This is a genomic window from Myxococcus vastator (assembly GCF_010894475.1).
Taxonomy (GTDB): Bacteria; Myxococcota; Myxococcia; order Myxococcales; family Myxococcaceae; genus Myxococcus; species Myxococcus vastator.
This window is the reverse complement of record NZ_JAAIYB010000090.1, coordinates 1-21,963: the sequence shown is the minus strand read 5'-3', so window position 1 is coordinate 21,963 and position 21,963 is coordinate 1. Positions and strand designations below refer to the sequence as shown.

20 protein-coding genes, 1 pseudogene and 1 riboswitch are annotated in these 21,963 nt (G+C 69.1%); of the genes and pseudogenes, 10 read left to right on the top strand and 11 right to left on the bottom strand.

The window, feature by feature from the left end; genetic code table 11:
• The 5 genes and pseudogenes from G4D87_RS11910 to G4D87_RS11890 form a co-directional block, all read left to right on the top strand.
• A pseudogene (locus G4D87_RS11910) lies at positions 1 to 214 on the top strand (hypothetical protein); the annotation flags it as partial.
• Complete coding sequence (locus G4D87_RS11905) at positions 215 to 1,777, top strand: efflux RND transporter periplasmic adaptor subunit (RefSeq protein ID WP_163782014.1); 1,563 nt, start codon at positions 215 to 217, stop codon at positions 1,775 to 1,777.
• A gap of 5 nt (positions 1,778 to 1,782) precedes the next feature.
• On the top strand, positions 1,783 to 4,851 hold the full coding sequence (locus tag G4D87_RS11900) for an efflux RND transporter permease subunit (RefSeq protein WP_163782012.1): 3,069 nt from the start codon (positions 1,783 to 1,785) through the stop codon (positions 4,849 to 4,851).
• A 45-nt stretch (positions 4,852 to 4,896) separates the two neighbouring features.
• Positions 4,897 to 5,166: a DUF2277 domain-containing protein gene (locus G4D87_RS11895; RefSeq protein ID WP_163782009.1), complete on the top strand. Its 270-nt coding sequence runs from the start codon at positions 4,897 to 4,899 to the stop codon at positions 5,164 to 5,166.
• 72 nt (positions 5,167 to 5,238) lie between these two features.
• Positions 5,239 to 5,862, top strand: a complete 624-nt coding sequence (locus G4D87_RS11890) for a cysteine hydrolase family protein (protein WP_275902279.1) — start codon at positions 5,239 to 5,241, stop codon at positions 5,860 to 5,862.
• Here the strand turns inward: G4D87_RS11890 and G4D87_RS11885 are convergent.
• From G4D87_RS11885 to sugE, 3 genes are all read right to left on the bottom strand, one after another.
• Positions 5,850 to 7,382, bottom strand: a complete 1,533-nt coding sequence (locus tag G4D87_RS11885) for a methyl-accepting chemotaxis protein (protein WP_163782004.1) — start codon at positions 7,380 to 7,382, stop codon at positions 5,850 to 5,852. The genes G4D87_RS11890 and G4D87_RS11885 overlap by 13 nt on opposite strands.
• A gap of 266 nt (positions 7,383 to 7,648) precedes the next feature.
• On the bottom strand, positions 7,649 to 8,848 hold the full coding sequence (locus G4D87_RS11880; RefSeq protein WP_163782002.1) for an MBL fold metallo-hydrolase: 1,200 nt from the start codon (positions 8,846 to 8,848) through the stop codon (positions 7,649 to 7,651).
• A gap of 64 nt (positions 8,849 to 8,912) precedes the next feature.
• A complete protein-coding gene (gene sugE / locus G4D87_RS11875; protein WP_163782000.1) occupies positions 8,913 to 9,233 on the bottom strand; it encodes a quaternary ammonium compound efflux SMR transporter SugE in 321 nt (106 codons plus the stop codon).
• 17 nt (positions 9,234 to 9,250) lie between these two features.
• Positions 9,251 to 9,314, bottom strand: a riboswitch (guanidine-III (ykkC-III) riboswitch).
• 226 nt (positions 9,315 to 9,540) lie between these two features.
• On the opposite strand from sugE, the gene G4D87_RS11870 reads away from it, so the two are divergent.
• Positions 9,541 to 9,906 carry a hypothetical protein gene (locus G4D87_RS11870; RefSeq protein WP_163781998.1) on the top strand — a complete coding sequence of 122 codons (366 nt, stop codon included), beginning with the start codon at positions 9,541 to 9,543 and terminating at the stop codon, positions 9,904 to 9,906.
• Positions 9,907 to 10,044: 138 nt separating this feature from the next.
• Positions 10,045 to 10,665, top strand: coding sequence for a hypothetical protein (locus G4D87_RS11865; RefSeq protein WP_163781996.1), 621 nt, complete (start codon positions 10,045 to 10,047; stop codon positions 10,663 to 10,665).
• A gap of 44 nt (positions 10,666 to 10,709) precedes the next feature.
• On the opposite strand, the gene G4D87_RS11860 is transcribed toward G4D87_RS11865, so the two are convergent.
• Positions 10,710 to 11,852 carry a hypothetical protein gene (locus tag G4D87_RS11860; protein WP_163781994.1) on the bottom strand — a complete coding sequence of 381 codons (1,143 nt, stop codon included), beginning with the start codon at positions 11,850 to 11,852 and terminating at the stop codon, positions 10,710 to 10,712.
• Positions 11,853 to 12,044: 192 nt separating this feature from the next.
• Between G4D87_RS11860 and G4D87_RS11855 the strand changes: the two genes are divergently transcribed.
• Complete coding sequence (locus G4D87_RS11855; protein WP_163781992.1) at positions 12,045 to 13,049, top strand: formylglycine-generating enzyme family protein; 1,005 nt, start codon at positions 12,045 to 12,047, stop codon at positions 13,047 to 13,049.
• Between the two features lie 5 nt (positions 13,050 to 13,054).
• Here G4D87_RS11855 and G4D87_RS11850 read toward each other — a convergent pair whose 3' ends face one another.
• The 6 genes from G4D87_RS11850 to G4D87_RS11825 all read right to left on the bottom strand — a co-directional run bounded on the left by G4D87_RS11850 (position 13,055) and on the right by G4D87_RS11825 (position 18,617).
• Positions 13,055 to 14,056 carry an NAD(P)H-quinone oxidoreductase gene (locus G4D87_RS11850; protein ID WP_240358204.1) on the bottom strand — a complete coding sequence of 334 codons (1,002 nt, stop codon included), beginning with the start codon at positions 14,054 to 14,056 and terminating at the stop codon, positions 13,055 to 13,057.
• Entirely contained in the window at positions 14,043 to 14,570 is a 528-nt protein-coding gene (locus G4D87_RS11845) for a MaoC/PaaZ C-terminal domain-containing protein (protein ID WP_163781990.1), read from the bottom strand. Before G4D87_RS11845 ends, G4D87_RS11850 begins: the two co-directional genes overlap by 14 nt.
• Positions 14,567 to 15,445, bottom strand: coding sequence for an aldolase/citrate lyase family protein (locus G4D87_RS11840; RefSeq protein ID WP_240358203.1), 879 nt, complete (start codon positions 15,443 to 15,445; stop codon positions 14,567 to 14,569). Before G4D87_RS11840 ends, G4D87_RS11845 begins: the two co-directional genes overlap by 4 nt.
• Before the next feature lie 30 nt (positions 15,446 to 15,475).
• Entirely contained in the window at positions 15,476 to 16,690 is a 1,215-nt protein-coding gene (locus G4D87_RS11835; protein WP_163781988.1) for an aminotransferase class I/II-fold pyridoxal phosphate-dependent enzyme, read from the bottom strand.
• Positions 16,691 to 16,968: 278 nt separating this feature from the next.
• Positions 16,969 to 17,724: a DUF5953 family protein gene (locus tag G4D87_RS11830; protein ID WP_163781986.1), complete on the bottom strand. Its 756-nt coding sequence runs from the start codon at positions 17,722 to 17,724 to the stop codon at positions 16,969 to 16,971.
• The gene (locus G4D87_RS11825) at positions 17,721 to 18,617 is read right to left on the bottom strand and encodes a DUF6310 domain-containing protein (RefSeq protein ID WP_163781984.1); all 897 of its coding nucleotides are present in this window, start codon (positions 18,615 to 18,617) and stop codon (positions 17,721 to 17,723) included. Before G4D87_RS11825 ends, G4D87_RS11830 begins: the two co-directional genes overlap by 4 nt.
• Before the next feature lie 223 nt (positions 18,618 to 18,840).
• Here G4D87_RS11825 and G4D87_RS11820 point away from each other — a divergent pair, with 223 nt between their 5' ends.
• Positions 18,841 to 19,653 (top strand): GNAT family N-acetyltransferase, encoded by an 813-nt coding sequence (locus G4D87_RS11820; protein ID WP_163781982.1) that lies wholly within the window; start codon positions 18,841 to 18,843, stop codon positions 19,651 to 19,653.
• A gap of 79 nt (positions 19,654 to 19,732) precedes the next feature.
• On the top strand, positions 19,733 to 20,443 hold the full coding sequence (locus tag G4D87_RS11815) for an iron-containing redox enzyme family protein (protein WP_163781979.1): 711 nt from the start codon (positions 19,733 to 19,735) through the stop codon (positions 20,441 to 20,443).
• Between the two features lie 116 nt (positions 20,444 to 20,559).
• On the opposite strand, the gene G4D87_RS11810 is transcribed toward G4D87_RS11815, so the two are convergent.
• Positions 20,560 to 21,498 (bottom strand): helix-turn-helix transcriptional regulator, encoded by a 939-nt coding sequence (locus tag G4D87_RS11810; RefSeq protein WP_338044942.1) that lies wholly within the window; start codon positions 21,496 to 21,498, stop codon positions 20,560 to 20,562.
• Between the last annotated feature and the right edge of the window lie 465 nt (positions 21,499 to 21,963).

Below are 21,963 nucleotides of genomic sequence, written 5' to 3'. Positions count from 1 at the left end.
GGCCGAGGAGCGCGAGCCCGCCCCGCGGCCCCAGACGACCGGGGCCGAGAAGCCACGCTGCGAGCACGGCGTCCAGAAGCGCCTCTGTGCCCGCTGCAACCCGAAGCTGGCCCCCGTCTTCAAGGCCAAGGGTGACTGGTGCCCCGAGCACGCGCGGCCCGAATCCCAGTGCGTTCTCTGCAACCCGGAACTCTCCAAGAAGGGCGTGAAGTAGATGCGTGCCTCCCGAGTCGGCCCCTGCGTCCTGGCGGTGCTGCTGGCACTGAGCGCCGCCAGTTGCAGCCAACAAGCGAGTCCCTCCACGGCGAAGGCGCCCTCACCGCCTCCAGCCGCCTCGGGAGGCACGTCCACCCCGCCCGAGCTCTCACTCTGTGAGCACCGCGTCCCCGCGGAGCTGTGTACCCGGTGCAACCCCGACCTCATCGACGTCTTCAAGGACCAGGACGACTGGTGCGCGGCGCACGGCGTCCCCGAATCCCAGTGCTTCGAATGCCACCCGGACCTCACGTTCACCGCGCAGGACACCGCCCCCAAGGATTGGTGCAAGGAGCACGCGGTCCCCGAGTCCCGCTGCACCCAATGCAACCCGTCGCTGGTCGCGAGGTTCATCGAGGCCGGTGACTACTGCCGGGAGCACGGCTTCCCGGAGTCCGTCTGCCCGTACTGCCACCCGGAGCTGGTGAAGGCCGCGGGCGCCCAGCCCCCCACGTTCCCCGAGCCGGGCACGCGCGTCCGCCTCGCGTCCGCCGAGACGGCCCGCGAGGCCGGCATCCAGACACGCCGCGCGGTGAAGCGGCCCTTCGCCCGGACCCTGGACGTCGTCGGCCAGCTCGACTTCAACCAGAACCGGCTGGCGGAGCTGTCCGTCCGCAGCGAGGCGCTGATAGCGGACGTCCGCGTGGACGTCGGCGACGAGGTGAAGGCGGGAGAGCCCCTGGTGCGGGTCACCTCGGGGGCCGTGGGCGCGGACCAGGGGCGGCTGTCGGCGGCACAGGCGCGGCTGACGGTGGCGCGCTCGGCGCTCGAGCGCAAGCAGCGGCTGGCCGCGAGTGGAATCAGCGCGCGAAAGGACGTCGAGACCGCCCAGGCGGAGGTCGCTGCCGCGGAGGCCGAGCGCGATGCCGCCCGCGCCGCGCTCTCCGCCGCGGGCGCCAACGGCCAGGGCCCGCAGGGGACCTATGCCCTGTCGGCGCCCTTCGCGGGGACGGTGGTGGCGCGAGACGCCGTCGCCGGGCGCCACGCGGCCGCCGGCCAGCCGCTCATCCAGGTGGCGGACCTGAGCACCCTGTGGGCCCTGCTGGAGATTCCGGAAGCGGACGCGGCCCAGGTTCGCGCGGGACAGCGCGTCACCCTCACCTTCGAGCGCATGCCCGGACAGACGCGTGACGCCACGCTCACCCGCGTGGGCGCGTCGGTGGACCGGGCCTCTCGCACGGTGCGCGCCCGGGTCGAGCTGCCCAACCCCGACGGCGCCCTCAAGGCCGGGCTCTTCCTCAGGGCCCGGGTGCAGGTCGTCCCGGAACATGAGGCGGTGCTGGTCCCCCACTCGGCCATCCAGCGCGCGCAAGGTCAGACGCTGGTCTTCGTGCGAAAGCAGCCGGGGCTCTACGAGCCCGTCGCGGTGGAGCTGGGCGCCAGCACGCGCGAGGAGGTGGAAGTCGTCAAGGGCCTGTCGGCGGGCGTGGAGGTCGTCACCACCGGCGCCTTCCTGCTCAAGACGGAGATTCTCAAGGACTCCATCGGCGCGGGCTGCTGCGAGACGGCGGGAGGCGAGTAGCCGCCATGCTCACCCGGCTCATCGAATGGTCGTTGTCCCACCGCTGGGCCGTCCTCCTGGGAACGGCGGCGCTCGTCGTCTCGGGCCTGCTCTCCTTCAGTGCGCTGCCCATCGACGCCATCCCGGACACGACGCCCACGCAGGTGCAGGTCAACACCGTCGCGCCGGCGCTCACGCCCAACGAAGTGGAGCGCCAGCTCACCGTCCCCGTGGAGCAGGCGCTCGCGGGCCTGCCTCGCGTCAGCGAGCTGCGCTCCCTCTCCAAGTTCGGCCTCTCCCAGGTCACCCTCCAGTTCGAGGACGGAACCGACCTGTGGTTCGCGCGGCAACAGGTGTCCGAGCGGCTGAGCCGCGTACGGTTGCCAGCGGGCATCGAGCCCCCGGCGCTCGGGCCCGTCGTCACCGGCCTGGGCGAGGTCTTCCACTACCTCGTCAAGAGCCGGACGAAGAGCCTCGAGGAGCTGCGCACCCTGCACGACTGGGTCATCGCGCCCCAGCTGCGCAGCGTGCCGGGCGTGGCGGAGGTGAACGCCTGGGGCGGCGAGGAGAAGCAATGGCACGTCATCGTCGACCCTCGCCGCCTGCAACAGTTCAACCTCTCCCTCGGAGACATCTACCGGGCGCTGGAGGAGAACAACGCCAACGTCGGGGGTGGCGTGCTGGAGCGCGGCGGCACGGCGACGCTCGTGCTCGGGGTGGGCGTGCTCGCGGACGGCAACGCCATCGAGGACGTGGTCATCGCGGCGCACCACGGCGTCCCCGTGCGCATCCGGGACGTGGCCCGCGTCGAGGTGGGCCATGAAATCCGGCGCGGCGCCACCACCGCGGATGGCGAGGGCGAGGCCGTGCTGGGCCTGGGCTTCATGCTGGTGGGTGAAAACTCCCACACGGTGACGAAGGCGCTCGCCCAGCGGCTGGAGGACCTCCGGCGGACGCTGCCGGAGGACGTCCGCGTGGAGCCCGTCTACGAACGCACCGAGCTGGTGGACCTCGTGCTGCGCACCGTCCGGACCAACCTGCTGGAAGGCGCGCTGCTCGTCATCGCGGTGCTCTTCCTCTTCCTGGGCAACTGGCGCGCCGGCCTCATCGTGGCGGCGGCCATTCCGCTGTCGCTCCTGTTCGCCTTCAACGGGATGCTGCGCTTCGGCATCGCCGGCACGCTCATGTCGCTGGGCGCCATCGACTTCGGGCTCGTCGTCGACTCGTCCGTCATCCTGGTGGAGAACGCGGAGCGGCGGCTCTCCGAGGCCCGGGACGGACGCTCCCTGCTGGAGGTGGTGCGGGATGCCGCCGTCGAGGTCCGCAAGCCCACGCTCTTCGGCGAGCTCATCATCATGGCGGTCTACCTGCCCATCCTCGCCCTCGAAGGCGTGGAGGGAAAGCTGTTCCGCCCCATGGCGCTCACGGTCATCTTCGCGCTCCTGGGCAGCGCGCTGCTCTCCATGACGCTGATGCCGGTGCTGGCCTCCTTCGCGCTGAAGCGAGGCGGCGGCCCCCACCGGGAGCCACGGCTCATGCGCTGGCTCCAGCGCGGCTACAGGCCCGTCCTCGAATGGGCGCTGGCCCACGCGCGTGTCACCCTGACCGCCGCCGCGCTCCTCATCGTGGGAGCCGCCCTCGCCGCCACGCGCCTGGGGAGCGAGTTCGTCCCCCGCCTGTCCGAAGGCACGCTCGTCATCAACACCGTGCGCCTGGCGGAGGTCTCCCTCTCCGAATCCATCCGTTATGGCAGCCAGATAGAGCGGGTGCTGCTGTCCCGGTTCCCAGACGAGGTGCGACGCGTCTGGACGCGGACTGGCACCGCGGAGGTGGCCACGGACCCCATGGGCGTCGAGCTGTCCGACGTCTTCATCACCCTCAAGCCCCGGGCGCAGTGGAAGCGGGCCACCACCCAGGATGAGCTGGTGAACGAGATGAAGGCCGAACTGGCGGACCTCCCGGGCATGCGCATGGCCTTCCTCCAGCCCATCGAGATGCGCGTCAACGAGATGATCGCGGGCGTGCGAAGCGACGTCGGCATCAAGCTCTTCGGGGATGACCTCGACGTGCTCAAGGCCAAGGCCCGCGAACTGGAGCCCCTGGTGAGGGCCATTCCCGGCGCCGCCGACGTCACCGTGGAGCAGGTGACGGGCCAGCCCGTGCTGGAAATCACGGTGGACCGGGCCGCGGTGGCCCGCTACGGGATTCCCGTCCGCTCCGTCCTCGACGTCGTGGAAGCGGTGGGCACGCGCATCGTCGGCGAGGTGCGCGAAGGCGAGCGGCGCTTCGACCTGGCCGTGCGCCTCTCCGAGGAGTACCGCGAGGAGCCCGCGCGGCTCGCCACCATCCCCGTGAATGCGCCCGGCGGCGAGCGGGTTCCCCTGGGACGGCTGACGACCCTGAAGGAGACGTCCGGCCCCACCACCATCCAGCGCGAGTGGGGCAAGCGGCGGCTGGTGGTCCAGGCCAACGTGAAGGAACGCGACCTGGGCGGCTTCGTCGCGGAGGTCCGCCGCACGCTCGACGAGAAGCTGGAGCTGCCCGCGGGCTACTACCTCCGCTACGGCGGTCAGTTCGAACACCTCGAGCGCGCACAGACGCGCTTGCTCATCGTGGTGCCGGTCGCGCTGGCACTCATCTTCCTGCTGCTCTACCTCACCTACCAGCGCGTCCTGGACGCGGTGCGCATCTTCGCGGGCGTCCCCTTCGCGCTCGTGGGCGGCGTGCTCGCGCTCCTGCTGCGGGGCCTGCCCTTCTCCATCTCCGCGGCCGTGGGCTTCATCGCCCTGTCCGGCGTATCCGTCCTGGGAGACATGGTGCTCGTCTCGCGGGTCCGCGCCCTGCTGGAGCAAGGCCAGGCCCTGGGCGACGCCATCCGTCAGGCGGCCGTGTCCCGGCTGCGGCCCGTGCTGATGACCGCCTCGGTGGCCGCCATCGGCTTCGTGCCCATGGCGCTCAACACCGGCGTTGGCGCGGAGGTCCAGCGGCCCCTGGCCACGGTCGTCATCGGAGGCATCCTGTCGTCCACCCTGCTCACCCTCGTGGTGCTCCCAGTCCTCTACTCGGTCTTCGGCGCCGGGAAGGACACGCCCTGACAAGGAGTCCGTGTCAGTTCTCCGGACTCGCTCTACCCTGTGGGCATGTGCCGGAACATCAAGCCCCTGTTCAACTTCGCGCCGCCCGCCACGGACGCAGACATCCGCGCGGCGGCGCTTCAATTCGTCCGGAAGATCGCCGGGACGCGGACGCCGTCGAAGCAGAACACCGACGCCTTCGAGGTCGCCGTCGAGGAGATCTTCCAGAGCTCGAAGCGCATGCTCGACGGCCTGGTGGCCACCACGCCGCCCAAGGACAGGGCCCGCTTCGAGGCCATGAAGCGCCTGCGCTACAAGAAGGCCGAGCCTCGCTGACGGAGGAGACTCGCCGTCCTCCGGAGCCGTGCTTACCCTTCCGCTCGGCAGCCTCCTGAAGACGGGGTGGATGTGACGCGGAAGTCCCAAAGCTCGAAGCCACGGCAGTTGACGTCAGCGGGGAGACGCTCCGACACGGCCCTGCTCATCATCGACGTCATCAACGACCTGGACTTCCCCGGCGGGGAGAACGTCCTCCCGTGGGCCCTGCGCATGGTGGAGCGCCTGGGCCCCTTCGCGGAGAGGATGCGGCGGGCCGGCGTCCCCGTCATCTACGTCAACGACAACTTCGGGTACTGGCGCAGCAACTTCCGCGACACCTACGCCCACTGCACCCGCAAGGGGAGCCGGGGCCGGAGCGTCGCCCGGGCCCTCAAGCCGCGGCCGGAGGACTACTTCATCCTCAAGCCCAAGCACTCGGCCTTCTTCGCCACCTCCCTGGTGCCCTTGCTGGAGCACCTGGGCACCCGGGAGCTCATCCTCGCGGGGCTGGCCACCAACCTGTGCGTCTTCTTCAGCGCCCATGACGCGCACATGCACGAATACCCGCTCACGGTGCTGAGCGACTGCTGCGCGGCGGAGAGCGACAACGACCATGACCTGGCGCTCTCCCAGCTTCAGCGCTTCCTCCACGTGCGCGTCTGCCGGAGCGATGAGGTGCAGCTGCGCGCGAAGCGGCGCCGTCAGACGTCGTAGGCGCGGACGACCTGGGAGACGCGCTCGGAGAGCATCTTCAGGGACAGGGCGGAGTCGCTGGTCGTGGAGATGCGGGACACGGTGTCCGTCATCAGGGTGTTCAGCTCGTTGACCGCGGTGAAGATCTGCTCGATGCCCGTGGCCTGCTGGCTGACCGTCCGGGCGATCTGCCGCGCCGCCGCGGTGCTGTCCTCGACGATGGCGGTGAGCTGCTTCAGCGTCTCCCCGGACGTGCGGACCTGCGTCAGCCCGGCCTCCATGAGCTCGGTGCCTTCGACGGTGATCTCCACCGTGCCGATGATGGCCTGATTGATGTCCTGGAGGATGCGCCGGACCTGGTTGGTGGCGCGGATGGACTGGTCCGCCAGCGCGCGAATCTCCTTCGCCACCACGACGAAGCCCTTGCCGTGCTCCCCGGAGCGCGCCGCTTCGATGGCGGCGTTGACGGCCAGCAGGTGGGACTGGTCCGCCAGGTCCTTCACCGTCTCGGTGATGCCGCTGATCTGCCGGGTCCGCTCGCCCAGGGAGGTGACGCGCGCGGCGATCTCCGCCACCTGGTTGCGCACCTCCTCCATGCCGTCGATGCTCGCCGAGACGGCCGCTTCGCCGGTGCGGCTCAGCTGCTCGGCGCGCTCGGCCACCTGGATGACGGACTCCGCGGAGCCCGACGCCAGCATCGCCGTCTGGCGAATCTCCTGCGCCGTCACCTGCGTCTCCTGCAGCGCGGCCGCGTGGCGCGTCACCATCTCATTCTGCTGGTCCGCCGACTCCGTCAGCCCCGACACCGAGTCACTGAGCAGCTCCGTGGAGGACTGGAGCTGGTGAAGCAGCTCCTTCAGCTTGCCCACCAGCAAGCCCACGGCCCGCGCGAGCTGCCCCACCTCGTCATCCGAGTCGATGCGAATGGTCTGCCGCAGGTCGCCCCGCTCCGCGATATGGCGGACCGCGGAGGAGAGCTGGACCAGGGGCGACACGATGGCGCGGCTGACCAGGAAGGCCGCCGCGGTGAAGACGAGCAGCGCGACCAGCACGGTGATGCCCACGTTCGCCAGCGCCCCCTCCACGAGCCCCCGCGCATGGGTGCGGTCGAAGCCCACGTGGACCGAGCCGACATCACCTGGAACCGGCGCCACCAGGTCCTGCAGCTCCGTGTCTCCATCCCGCAGGACGCGCCCACCCTCGGAGGACTTCAACTGCTCGCGGGCATCCCGCAGCACCTGGGCCTTCTCACCGGCCACGCCCACCAGCGTCCCGCCCGCGTCGAAAGCGGCGACGTAGGCCAGCCCTCCATGCCGCGCCACGGCCTCCAGCGTCTGCTGGACCTCGTCGTGCGCGCCCCGCTTCATGCCGTCCGCCAGCGCGGAGGCGAGCACCGTGGGCAGCGCACCACTCAGCTCCCGCCCCTGCGCCTCGAAGGCTTCCTGGAGCCGAGGCACGGTGTAGCCCTGGGAGAGGAGGACGAACAGGAGCGCCACGACGATGGGCGCCAGGGTGATTTTATGGGTGAGTGAGAGTCGCATCCGGCCGTGCCCGCGCAGGGCTCAAAACGGGGAATGATGCTCCATCCGACAATTCAGACGCGTCGCATTGTGTGCGCCTGCGTGCGGGGGTGCAATCCCTCGGGAAACCACTACTGCGCGGAGACGTGAGACTGCTTTCTCAGCGTAAATTCACGCCGAGCATGGACTTCGCATGGCACAGCTCGGCGTTGAAACCAGACACGTCTGTCCATGTGCTCTCACCGTTGCCGACTGACGCGTGGTGACGTCAGGGCCCCGGCGAGGCATCAGGGCGCGTCGCCAGCGACAGCCGCCGTCCGCACCGTGCTCCACCACGCCGTGTCCGCACGCTCCCGCGTCGGCTCCACGGGACGTCCCAGGACGGGCGTGAGCAGGCGCACGCCCCGCTCGCGGGCCTCGGCCGCCAGCTCGTTCGCGGGCGCGTCCCAGGCGTGCAGCGCCAGGTTGAACGTCCCCCAGTGGATGGGCAGCAAGGCGCGCCCCCGCACCATCTCATGCGCCTTCAGCGCCTGATGCGGCCCCAGGTGGATGCTCCCCCAGGACGGATGGAAGGCGCCCACCTCGAACATGGTGACGTCGAACGGACCGAAGCGGCGGCCCACCTCCACGAACTCCTCCGTCAGCCCCGTGTCCCCGCTGAAGAAGACCCGGTGCCGCGGGCCCAGCAGCGTCCACGACGTCCAGGACGTGCTGTTGCGGTCCGTCAGGCCTCTACCGGAGAAGTGCTGCGCGGGCGTGGCCACCATGCGCAGGCGCCGCTCCCCCTCCCCCAGCGACACCTCCTGCCACCAGTCCAGCTCCACCACGCGCTCCGCCGGAACGCCCCACTTCTCCAGGTGCGCCCCCACTCCCAGCGGCACGTAGAACATCACCTGACGCGGCACGAGCGCCCGGATGGTGGGCATGTCCAGGTGGTCATAGTGGTCATGCGACAGCAGCACCGCGTCCACGTCCGGCAGCGCCTCCAGCGGCAGCGGAGGCGGATGGAACCGCTTGGGCCCCGCGATGGTGGACGGCGACGCGCGCTCGCCCCAGATGGGGTCGGTGAGGATGCGGAAGCCGTCAAGCTCCACCAGCAGCGTGGAGTGGCCCAGCCACGTCACACGCAGGCCGCTCTCCGGAGGCTTCGCCAGCGCCGCGGCCACGTTCCGTTCCATGGGCAGCGCGGACGGTGGCGTGCGCTGCTGGGTACCGAAGAGCAGCTCCTTCAACGTGCCCCAGTCCGGTGCATTCCGCGGCAGCGTGGCACCGGCGGTGTTGAGGAAGATGCCGTCCTGGTAGCGCGGCGAGGCCTTCATCCGCTCCAGGCGCGCCCCCTCCGCACGCGCGCCTAGAGACTGGAGGCCGTCCGTCGTCGTCCAGGTGAGGACGGCGCCAATCCCAGCGCCCAGCCCCACCACGCCCAGGGCAAAGCGCCACAAGCTCCGCCGCTTCGGACGACCTCCACCCAGGAACACATTGCGCATGGCGCCAACGTGTAGCGCTCCCGTTGGGGCCGCGCCTGCGAAATCAGCAGCGGCGGGCCAACAACTACCGGCCGCTGGTGACCTTCAAGCCCACGATGGAGATGACCAGCAGCGACACGAAGAAGAGCCGCGCGGGCGTGGCGGGCTCATGGAAGAGCACGATGCCCATGATGGCCGCGCCCACCGCGCCAATGCCGACCCACACCCCGTAGGCCGTGCCAATGGGCAGGTTCTTCGTGGCGAGCCCCAACAGCACCATGCTGGCGACGATGGCACCGCCCGTGAGGACGCTGGGTACCAGCCGGGTGAAGCCCTCGGTGTACTTGAGACCGATGGCCCAACAGACCTCGAGCAATCCCGCGATGACGAGGAGAATCCAGGACATGACGTACGACTCCCGTTGTCGCGTCGTCTTGTCCTGACCGGGTACGGCGCACCTCGTCCGGGCCAGGCGACCTCACCACGAGGGCGCCCGCTGCCCCTGTATAGAGGCCCGCTGTCCCCGGTTCAACTGGATCGCCGTGGCACGGGCCCTGCCGGGCAGCCGCGCTCCGCGCCACCGCCCGCGGTGCTGGCGCACGGGCACGCGGCGCTCCGTCACGCCGCCGCGATGACCATTCCCTCGGGCACGGGCGCCTCCCAGCTTGAAGAGACGCGCATGACTCAAATGACACCGAATGGGAGAAAGAGCGATGAAGGGACTATTGCTGGGGGCAGCCTCGATGCTGGCCCTGTGGGGCTGCGCGACCAACGACGCCAACGAGCGGTCGGCCGCGTGGCAGGAGGACCCCGACAGCACGGGTGAGTATTTCGAGCCCGCGGCGGAGAAGGAACGCGAGTCGAGAGCCGCGTCGGACGAGACGGTCTACGACGACTCCGCCACGGGTGGCAGCGGACAGAACGAATCCGTGACGAACGAGTCGGGGACGTGGGACACGCTGGAGGAGCCGGGTGGCGATGAGCCGCGAGTCCAGCCGAAGCCGGAGCGCGAGGTGCCCAAGGCGGACTCGGAGGTCATCGACGAAGGGCCGAACATCCCCCGCCCGGTGGGGCGCTGAGCGCGGACCGGGTGCGCTCCGCCTCCAACAAGCACCCGAGGGAGGGCTCGCGGCGGAGCACGGCGGGTCCAGGTTGAACGGGGCGGCCCGCGGTCCCAGCTTCTGACGGAACAATTCCAGCCGTCGGAGGCACTCAAGATGAAACGAATCCAGGCACTGGTCGCGGCGGGCGCGGTGTGCGGAGGCGGTGCGGCCCTGGCGCAGGATGCGGCGAACATGCGGGGGCTCACCGTCACCGTGGGTGGCGGCGTGGAGGGCTACAGCGGTGGGCTGGCCCCCCGCCTCGACCCCGGCGCGGCGTATGGCGCCACGGCCACGCTCAAGCCGTCCACCGTGCTGGGCATCGAGGTGGGCTACACCGGCGCCATCAACAAGATCGACTTGCGCGGCCTGGAGGAGCTGGCGCGAAACCCGGACATCGTCCGCAACGGTGGGCAGGCGGTGGCCACCATCGGCCTGACGGCGAGCCCCGTGCAGCCCTACCTCCTCGGCGGCATCGGCATGAACTGGTACAACGTCCGCCGGGGCGGCGAAGTGTTGGGCTACCGCGACGACACCGCCGGCGCCGTGCCGCTGGGCGCGGGACTGCGCTTCTACACGGGCTCCTTCACCGCGGACCTGCGCGCCAACTACAACCTCCTCTTCGACCAGGAGCTCGTCCCCACCCTGCCCCCCGCGGAGAACCAGCCCGTGACGGACGTCACCTTCGCGGGAGGCTCCAGCTACAACGCCATGCTCAACGTCGGCGCCACGTTCTGAGCGCGCATCCGGATGACCGGGCCCGGAGCCACTCCGGCCCCGCGTCACCGCAGACCGTCGTGGATGAACTTGAGGACGGCGAGGAACTGCCGGTCCACCACCAGGAGCAGGACCAGCGGCGCCAGCGCCGAGCCCACCACGGCCTGCAAAGCCAGCAGGTCCCAGGGAAACAGGCGCATCTTCCGCGCCAGCGTGAAGGCCGTGCCGATGTCCGCCAGCGAGGACATCTCCGGCGCGCCCAGCAGCTCCGGCTCCGGTCCGCTCCGGAACCACTTGTGCTCGAACTGCCGCGAGTGCTTCGACGCGACCTTCGAGAAGGCCTCGTCACCCAGGCGCTTCGCCCGCACGAGCTGGGGCACGAAGAAGCTCATCGGCGCGAACACCAGCAACACCGCGCCGGCCGCGATGACCACCAGCGGAATCACATAGGCCACGGGGTTGGCCGACAGGCCCTTGGGCTCGACCCGGGACGTGTACGCCGCCACCACCACGGCCAGGGAGAACACCACGGGCGAAAAGCTGGCCTGGCAGATGGGCAGGAACCCGAGCCCGCCCATCATGTCCGGATGGGTCGGCACCAACGTCAACGGCAGTCGTGACACGCGCAGCAGGAAGGCGCTCCACACGACGCCGCGCCACAGCCACCGGAGCGCCAGGAACCGGAACAGGGGCTGGCTCACGGCCAGGTTCCACCAGCCCGCCATCGAATACCCGTCACCGCTGAGCGTCCACGACCGACTGGCGTCGGCAGGGGCAATGAACGTGAGCGCATACGCCAGGATGAGCAGCAGCGCCTCCACGACATAGCTGTCCCGCCACCGCATGACCCGACGAGCACCTTCTTCGAACGTCTGAAGGCCATCCGCCGCCACCAGGTTTGAATGGACGAACTGGCGAACCGCGACCGTCAGCCGGCCATCGATGTAAGGCTCCGCGGCGAGGAGCACGGGCAGCGCGATCAACAACTGCGCATGGACCTGGAGCTCGTTGAACAGGGAGTTCACGGTCGCACCGCCGGACGGCAGCGTGAAGAGCAGCAGGGGCAGCCATCCAATCGCCGAGAAGGCCAGCGCCCGCCACGCCAGGTCGTGGCGCTTGCGCGGGCCTCGCCGGAGCCAGCGCTCAAGCTCGAAGAGCAGCCCGCCCTTCACCAGGGAGAATTCGGCAATCGTCGAATGCGGGTCCATGAAAGCGCCGTCTCCACGGTGGGGATGCGTCCAGAAACGACAAGCGGCCCCCTCGCCAGGGACGACCGGGAGGAGCAGGCGCGGACACGAGGCCTACCCCCGAGGGCCGGATTGTTCCGTGCCTCGCGGCCCCCACGTTTCAAGCCGGGGCACGGCGCGCCCCTCCGTTCTCGCAGGGAAGGAGGCACGCACATGAGCATCGACGTCGTCGACGAAGTCGCAGCCCAGGGCGGCCGGCCGCTCGAGGGCGGCACGGCGCAGGAAGCCCGCTCGCTGCCGGGCATGGTCTACATCCCCGGTGGGACGTTCTGGATGGGCTCGGACCACCACTACCCGGAGGAGCGGCCGACGCATCAGGTGACGGTGACGGACTTCTGGATGGACAGCCAGTTGGTGACGAACGCGGACTTCGCGCGCTTCGTGGAGGCCACCGGCTACGTCACCGTGGCCGAGCGCCCCTTGAACCCCGCCGACTTTCCCGGCGCGAATCCGGCGCTGCTCGTCCCGGGCTCGCTCGTCTTCAAGAAGACGCTGGCGCGCGTGGACCTGCGGGACTTGACGCAGTGGTGGTTCTACACGGCGGGCGCCTGCTGGAAGCACCCTGAAGGCCCGGACAGCACCTGGCAGGGACGCGAGCAGTACCCGGTGGTGCACGTCTGCTTCGAGGACGCGCTCGCCTATGCGCAATGGGCGGGCAAGGCGCTGCCCACCGAGGCGGAGTGGGAGTACGCCGCGCGCGGAGGCCTGGAGCGCAAGGTGTACGTCTGGGGCGACGAGTTCGCGCCGGGGGGCAAGCTGATGGCCAACACCTGGCAGGGCGAGTTCCCCTGGCGGAACCTGAACACGGACGGCTTCGAGGGCACCTCCCCCGTGGGCAACTTCCCACCGAACGCCTTCGGCCTCTTCGACATGGCCGGCAACGTGTGGGAGTGGACCGTGGACTGGTACCAGGAGCGGCACGAGAGCCACAGCGGGAAGCCCTGCTGCATCCCCGTCAATCCCCGGGGGCCGGCCACGTCGGATCGCAGCCTGGACCCCTGCCTGCCGAAGGTGAAGATTCCCCGGCGCGTCCTCAAGGGCGGCAGCCACCTGTGCGCGCCCAACTACTGCCTGCGCTACCGCCCGGCGGCACGCTCACCCCAGGCCGTGGACAGCGGCACGTCGCACATCGGGTTCCGCTGCGTCGTCCGCCCCTGAGCCGCCTACAGCTCCAGGACAATCTTCCCGAAGCTGGCATTGGACTCCATGCGCCGGTGCGCGTCCGCCACGCGCTCCAGCGGAAACGTGGAGTCGATGATGGGCCGCACCCGCCCCGCCTCCAGCTCCGGCAGCCACCGCTCGCGGAAGCGGCGCGTGACGGCCACCTTCTCCTCCAGGGGCAGCGGGCGCAGTGACATGCCGCGAAGCTGGAGCCGGCGCAGGATGGCCTGCCGCACGTCCAGCGCGCCCTCCATCCCGTCCAGCACGCCCAGCAGGAGCAGGCAGCCGCCGAACTTCAACACAGACAGGTTCCGCGCCAGCGCCGCGCCGCCCACGAAGTCCGCCACCAGGTCCACCCCCGCGCCTCCCGTGAGGACGGGCAGCTCCCGCGCGAAGTCCTGCTCGGTGCGCAGCACGCCCGCCTCACCGCCCAGGGCCAGGCAGCGGCGGCGCTTCTCCTCGGTGCTCACCGTGAAGAACCCCCGCGCGCCCACCGCGCGGGCCACCTGGATGCACGCGGTGCCAACGCCGCTGCCCCCCGCATGGATGAGCACCGCCTGTCCCGCGCGCAGGCCGCCCAGCTCCAGCAAGGCTTCGTGCGCGGTGAAGAAGGCCTCCGGCGTCGCCGCCGCCTCCACGAAGCGCCAGCCCGCCGGCATGGGGATGGCCATCCCCGCCTCCATGAGGCATGCGTCCGCGTAGCCGCCGCCATCCACCAGTCCGAAGACACGCTGGCCGGGTTCGAAGCCGTGCACCTCCGCGCCGCACGCCTCCACCTCACCCGCGACCTCCACGCCAATCAACGGACTGGCCACCCCCGGAGGCAGCGGATAGGCCCCGCTGCGCTGGAGGATGTCTCCGCGATTGAGGGCGGCCGCGCGCACCCGGACGCGGAGCTGACGCGGGCCCGGCACCGGACGCGGCAGCTCGCACAGCCGGAAGACCTCCGGCCCGCCGGGCCTGTCCTGCGTCACCGCGCGCATCACCGCGTCAGTAGTTCGCATCCACGTCCACGCTGTGCTTCTTGAGCGGCACCAGGAACGAGCGCTCGAACGTCATGAACACGGTGCCGTCCGCCTTCACGCCCTTCGTCTCCACGGAGACGATGCCCTGCGTCCCACGGGAGCGGGACCTGCGCTTGGCCAGCACGCGGCTCTCCGCGTAGATGGTGTCCCCCACGAAGACGGGGGCCGTCAGCCGGACCTTGTCCCAGCCGAGGTTCGCCACGCCCTTCGCGCTGGTGCTGTTGAGGCTCATGCCGCCGACGATGGCCAGCGTCACCAGGCTGGACATCAGCGGCCGCTTCCACTCCGTCTTGCTGGCATACACCGCGTCGATGTGCAGCGGATGCGTGTTGAGGCACAGCAGGGACTGCCACATGTTGTCCACGTCCGTGAGCGTGCGCCCGGGCCGGTGTTCGAACACGTCCCCCACCTCGAAGTCGTCGAAGTAGAGGCCGTGCGTCTCGCGGTAGCGCTGCTTGCCCACCTTCTTGTGGGCGGTGACCATCTTCTTCATGTGTCTCCTGTCCTGGCGCCCTGTCGCCGCGGCGTGGACTCCAGCTCCTCCATCCGGTGTTCGTTGGCCAGGACCCGCCGCGCCGCCGCCACCAGCGGAGGCCCCACCATGCCGTTGCCCAGGCGCCGGATGCCGCCCTTCCCGTCCTCCGCTTGCGCCACCACGCGGCGCGCATGGTCCACCGAGCGCGCGCACGGACGCAGGGCCCGGTGGACGGCGGCCACCTGGGCCGGGTGGATGACAATCTTCCCGCCGAACCCCAGCGCCCGGGCGCGGCGCGTCTCCTCCTCCACCGCGTCCAGGTCCGCCAGGTCGAAGTACGGTGAGTCGATGGCGGACAGCCCCGCCGCCCCCGCCGCCATGGCGATGCGCGCGCGCGCGTACAGCATCGGCTCCCACGTCAGCGGGATTCCCAGCTGCGCGGACAGGTCGGCCGCGCCGAACACGAGCCCCTGGAGCCGCGGCGTTGCGCTCGCGATGTCCTCCACCGAGGCCACGCCCCGAGACGTCTCGATGATGGCCAGCAGCGCCACGTCCGGCAGCCGGGGACTCAGCAGCGCGTCGAGTTGTTGCAGCTCGGCGGGTGACTCCACCTTGGGAAGCAGGACGATGTCGGGCCGGGCCCCCGTGTCCAGCAGGGCCAGCACGTCCCGGAGCCCGTCCTCCGTGCGCAGGCTGTTGATTCGCAACGCCATGGGGCGCGAGCGGCGGCCTCGCGCCAGGTGCTCGGTGGCCAGGTGGCGTGCCTCGGGCTTGAAGGCCCTGGGCACGCCGTCCTCCAGGTCGAGCAACCCCACATCCGCGCCCACCTCGGCCGCCTTGTCGAAGCGCGTCGGCTCCAGCGCGGGCGTCACCAGCATGGACCTGCAAGCCATGGACAACGGCATGACGCCACCTCCACTCACTCAGGCTGTGGGTTCGGAAATCTCCCGCACGGCGTCGCACAAACGCCGCACGTCCGCCTGCGACAGGTTGGACCGCAACATGATGCGCAGGCCCGCGCGTCCCTTCGGGACGATGGGGAAGAACACCGCCGACGAATAGAACCCGCGCTCCAGCAGCCGCCGCGAGCGCTCCACCGCGACGTCCTCCGGGCCGACGTCGATGACCTTGATGGGGAAGTCCTCGCCCGCGGTCCGCGTCGGGATGTGCTCGTCGAAGCGCCGGATGTTGGCGCGCAGGGCCTGCTGCCGCTTCGCCAGCTCCGGCGTGCCGTGGATGCGCGCGGAGGCCATGCTGGCGCCAATGGCGGGAATGGACAGGCTCTGCGACCAGCCCAGCGGCCCGGCGAAGCGTCCCACCAGGTCCGCGTGCTGACTCGGCCCGAGCATGACGGCGCCACCCGCGGTGCCGAAGCCCTTCCCCAGCGACGCGATGATGATGGTGCGCGGGTTCAGCTCGCTCCCCGCCAGCGTCCGCACGAAGCCCTCCCCCGCCGCGCCGTAGACGGAGAGCGCGTGGGAGTCATCGAAGTACAGGAACAGGCCGTAGCGGTCCTGGAGCGCGAGCAGCTCCTTCACCACCGCCGCGCCGCCCATCGAGTAGAAGCCGTCCGCGACGTAGGCAACGCGCGCGTGCTTGCGGCAGGCGTCCTCGAGGAACTCGAGGTCATTGTGCGGCGACGTCAGCACCTCCGTCTCGTCCGCGCAGATGGGCTTGATGAGGTTCATGGAGAAGTGCGCGGACTTGTCGAAGACCATGACGGGCCGCTGTCCCTCCGGCAGCAGGTGCCCGGACGCAATGAGCGGCAGCAAGCCCGCGCTGGCGTAGCTGGCCGTGGTGGTGACAATGACCTTCGAGCGCCAGAGCGTGGACAGCCGCGCTTCGAGCTCGTCCAGGACGGCCAGCCGGATGCGCAGCCGGGAGATGGCCATGTCCATGGTGCGCTCGCGCTGGAGCACGTCGATGGCGCCCTGGAGCACCTCGGGCTCGGCGTCCAGGCCCAGGTACGAACACGAGCACATGTTGATGAACTCGCGGCCGTCCGGCAGCGCGAGCGTGCCATGCCCCGTGTTGTGCACCGCCAGGTCCAACAGCCCCGCTTCCTTCGCCGCCTGGAAGGACGGGTTGCCGTGGACAATCATCGACTCGCTGTTGCGGTACCGGTTCTTCCCTTCCATCGACGCCTCCTTCAAGAGCGCGCGTCGACCATGTTCTGACTATTCACGCCTTCCTGGGAAGGCCAGCCCATGAATTGCTCACGAGCCATCGTTCGCGCGCACAACGGCAGTGGAAACTTGGAGCCAGAGCCCGGGTGCCGGTTTGACCCGCCCATGTCAGAGGGGTTGCTCCGCGCGCAGCAGCAGTCCGCTGAGCCTGCCTGGTGAGGAACCGGGCAGGCGAGCGACGAAGGCGACAACAGCTCGGCGAAGGAAGGCAGGCGGGCGCTGTAGATGCGTCACGGTGCTGAGCGCCCGCCGATCTCTGGGAAGCGCGCGTAGGCCCGCTTGAGCGCGTCCAGGTGGGTGGAGCTGTCCAGGTCGAGCGGCGCGTCCGTGAGCTGCACAACCCACCCGCCCGATGCCGTGCGCCGCGAACGTGAAAGCAGGTCCGTGTCGCGGGTCGGGTCTGGGAATCCGATGGCCTTCGCGGCAGCGGCAGACCAATAGTTCAGCCACCCCAGGTGACGAGGAGTCTCGGGTGATCGGATGTTCCATGGCATCTTCAATGCTGGCAGCCCCAGTGGCGGCTCACTGGGTCCGTATCGCTTCGGGCCTGTTTGGTCCGCGATGACCTCCATCACGCCCCCCGGCGCCACGAGGCCCCACAGCGCACGGATGCCCTCCGCTACTTGCTCCAGCACATCCGCTGCTACCGCGACAGTGGCCGTGTCCTGCGGCAGCTTCGCATGAACCTGAAGCTGGGGCTGGCCCCCCGGACTCTCACTGGCGAGTTGGTGCCGCCCTACAATCGTCACCGGGTAGCTCTCGTCACCATTACAAACGAGAGGAAACTCCCCAAGCGCAACTGCCTCAGCGAGCCATGAGTCGCGATTTGGTAGCGCGATGAGCTGGCCATTTTTTGAAACCTTCCACGCCATGCTCAGGCCGGGTGACGCCCGCTCCAAGCCGTGGACGGCAGCGAGCGGACGACCATCGTTCTCAGTGAGCGCAGATGCGTAGACGTTCAGAACGAGGCGGTTTCGAGTGGTCATCGTTCGCACCCCGTGACGACAATATCAAATGTTTCGTCTGCCCTCTTCAGCGCGGCCCTGTGTGCCTCGGTGCTAACCCCAACGACGAAGCCATATCCACAGGCTCGCGCAATGCCGCGGTCTTCCTTGAACTCTTTTACCTGGTCTTCGATCACCCGCTCCTGAAGGAAGTCGCTGTACGTGTCAAATTGATTGGTTTTGATCTCCCACAGCACTCGCGCGCCAACTTGCAGCGCATCAAAGCGCTTGCCGCCCACGAGCACGTCCATTCCAGGATAACGGTTGGGCGGAAACGTATCGGCGCACTCGTTATGCGGGGCATCCTCGCCCGCGTGCGGCACCGGGACGGGCCTGCACTCCGGACGGCGCTCTCGGTCCAGTGGATCGGTTGGCACTGGGGGGAGCCAATCCTGCCCTGATGGCTCGGCCTTTCGGTTTGCTGAGGGTTCCTTGATGGACCGCGTTGAACTCTCGGGCCTCACACTCTCACGGGATGCCCTTCGATATGCATCCAGCTCCTCTTTGATGGCGACTGCCACCACGACTGCGCCAGCAACAATTACGGCGCCAACGACGATCTCGGGGGCTATCAGAATGCAGACTCCCAACCCCAAGGTCGCAGCACCGGCAGAGGCGACAGAGCATTTTCCCGTGACATCGCGAAACGTAATCCGGTCATGGTCGAGCGCGTGGTAACACCGCTCCACAAGCACCGCCCATTCGTTGGATGCCTCTCGCACTACGCATCGCCCGCCATCCATCCAAGGCAGCGCCGACGCTCTCTGGAGGTTGGCGAGCCTGGGGTTCCGGGCTGCGGGCACTTTCCGGCTCGGTGCCGACGTAGCGCAGGCGGAGAGAAAGAGCAGAAGTGCGGCGCAGGCGCGGAGTCGCATGGTCACGTCCTTTCAATCAGGACAGGAGGTCGTGGGTCAAGCAGGGCCTGTTCTGGAGCAATTCGGCACGCCGCCTTCGAGGACTGGTGGCAGCGGTCCTCGCTCATCGAGACGAAGGGAGCCTGTCCACATCGGAGCCGCGTTCGAACTCGCGTCACCTGCGACGAAAGAACGTGTGAGGGCGGCGAGACATTCGCCCGCTTCACAACCAGGAGCGTATCCAATGACGTGCAGGCACTGGCGCTGGCGTGTTGCCACCACCCAGCGGGAGCTCGATGACGTGGCTCGCATCCGCTGGGCTGTCTTTGGCGGAGAAATGGGACTGCTGCCCGAGCAGTCCGCGCTGTCTCGGAGGGAGGTGACCTGCGTCGACACGCTCGACACCACGGTGCACGTGCTCGTCTACGCCGGCGACGAGCCGGTGGCGACCATGCGAGTGGCGTTGCCCAACGCGGAGGTGGCGGCGAACCTGGGTGGGAAGGTGGGGCTCGAGATGGAGCAGCAAGTGGACCTCTCGGGCCTGCTCCAGCCGGATAGGCTGTTCGCGGAGCCCTCGCGCTTCTGCGTGTTGCCAAAGTGGCGGCGCTCGGAGGCCGTTACGTGGCTGCAGGCGGGCATGTACATGGAGAGCCGACGGCGCGGGGTGACGCACTGGATTGCGTCCGCGAACCTGGAGACGGACTCGCCCGAGGACGCGCTCCTCTCATGGCAGGTGGCGGCCCGCCGGGGATGGCTGAGTCCGCACTGGCGTGTGGCCGTGCCCGACCCGAGGCGGGCCCCGGTGCGTCCCCGCAGTCCCTTCTACACGCCGGAGGAGCGGGCGAAGGCGGCGCAGGGGCTGTTGGACGGGCTGCGGCTGCCCAGGGCGCCTACGCTCTTCGCCAGGACGATGGGGGCGCGCTTCATCGCAGAGCCGCTCTACGACACGTATTTCCAGTGGTTCACGCTGCCGCTCGTCATGGCGCTCGCTGAAATCCCGGCGGACTCCGTGGAGCGCTTCCACGCGTTGGAAAACAGCGCGAGTCCCGCCGCCTAGAACGGGGCGGTTCCTCCCTTCCCTTCACCTTCAACACGCAGTGACCGGGAGCCCCACGGGCACCGGACAGGAGACGTACGTGCGAACACAGGCGGAGAATCACACCGGAACGAATTGGTTGGCGGCGCTGGACGCGGAGGCGCGAGGACTGGTGGCGGCGGTGGATGCGCAGCCCGACGCCCGCCGCCTCCTCGACGGCACCCTCGATACGGCGGGCTACATCCACTACCTCGTCCAGACGTACCACTACGCCCGCTGGAGCACGCCGATCCTCGGCGAGGCGGGCGAGCGGCTGAAGCGGCTGGGCCGGCAGCCGGAGCTGGCGGAGCTGCTGATCCAGAAGGCGGAGGAGGAGCGAGGGCACGACCGGTGGCTGCTGTCGGACCTGAAGAACCTGGGGTGCCCGGAGGCGTCCGTGGAGACGGCGGCGCGGAGCCCGGCGGTGGAGGCCTATACGGAGTGGAACTTCTTCACGTCCCGCGCAGGCGTGCCAACGGCGGCGTTGGGGACCTCGTACGTGCTGGAGTACCTGTCGCAGACGCGGGCGGGCGTTTGGGCCGAGCGACTGAAAAAGGTGTCCTCCATCCCCAACATCCACAAGTCCGTGACGTTCCTGCGCAGCCACGGGGCACTGGACGGAGACCACGTGGCGGAGATGGCGCGGCTCCTCGGGCGGCTGACGGAGCCGGAGGACCAGGAGGCAATCCTCTTGTCGGCCCGCGTCGCCCGGAACGTCTACCCGTGCATCTTCCGTGAGGGCGGCGCCTCCGGCCTACCCCTCGGGAGGTAGGGACAACCGCACGCAAGCTGGGAGAGCCTCCCGTTTGAACCCTTGCATTCGGGAGGCGCCTTCCCATGCGGTCCTTCACGGCAGTTTCCGTCCGTCGCGAGGGCGCGCAGGCCGCCTCACACCGGCCTGTTGAGGCGAGCTGCCTGGTAGAGGAAATCGGCGCGGCCATCGACGCCCAGCTTGTCGAAGAGGTTTCGCACGTGGGCCTTCACCGTCTGGCCCGAAATCTTGAGTTCATCGGCGATCTGTCCGTTGGACCAGTTTCGGAGCACGCCCCTCGCGATGTCGAGCTCGCGGGGCGTGAGCGCGCGCTGCATGTGCAAGGGGAGTGGGATGGAGTGGGGAAGCTCGGACAGCAGGAGGGCCCATTGCCGAGGTCCGTCACCCGCGGGCAGTTGGACGAACCGGCACGTGCGGTAGCCCTCGGGATGGTTGACGACCCAGAGGTTCCGCCCAACCCGCGAGTCCGCGTCCATCCGAACCAGGGCGTCCAACTGCTCCTGGAGGACGCGAGGCAACCCGGAGGCGTGGAGGTCCGAAGCGGTGAACCAGCGCTCCAGCAGCGCGGTGGCGTGCAAGGAGCGAAACACCTCGCGCGTGGGAGGCTCCACGAGGAGGAAGGCGCAGTCCTTGCGATGGTAGAGCTCCTGAAGCAACTGGGTGCGGGCGGTCAGGTCTTGGTAGTCGTGGCAGGTGCCCAGGGTGCCCGCAATGTGACTGGTAAGGCTGGAGAGGGCCGTGATGCTCTGGGAGGAGAAAGGAGACCGCTCGTGTCGGTAGAACGCGAGGGCGCCGACGAGACCGGGGCGGATGGGCACGAGGACGGCCAGGATGTGTTCCAGGCGCGGCTCCAGCTCCAGGCTGCGTTGGTAGATGAGGGTTCGTTCGTATTCCCCGCGGGAGAGAAGCTGCGAATCGCAGATGGGCACTCCGGGCTGGGCGAGGATGGGGTCCCGGAGGAAGTCATGGTCGACCACGCCGGCATACTCCTCGAGAATGGGGATGCGGGGGCCCGGGACGTGCCATCGGAAGTCGAGCGAAGGCGCGACGCGCATGAGGCACAGGGCCATCGAGTCGGCCTGGACGAACTCGAGAAGCGGCGCTCGAGTCGCTTCAAGCACCTTCGGAAGGGATGGCGAGCTAAGACAGAGGGCCTCGGTGACCCTGTTCCGGGTCATGAGCTCGCGAGCGTTGAAGTCCATCGGGTTGAACATCCGCCTCTCCTTGTCAGACAACTCCGTGGGGTGTGTGGGGATGTCCTCCGTCCATAGCTCCGGACTGAAAATCCGCCCCTCACCCTTCGGGAGTATTGACAGAATACCTTGCGTGGGCCTGGGCGCAGCGCGTCAAAGACGGCTCAGCGTAAAGCCAGCAGCACGGTGAGGTTGCCTGGCTTCCGAATGAGGAGATGGCGGGAATCGAGCCCGCTGTGCCAAACAACTCAATCCCGAGGCAGGATCGCCTTGACCCGCGATTTTACTGGGGATTTCGGCCAGCGGTTGCCCCACCCTGTCCTGTCC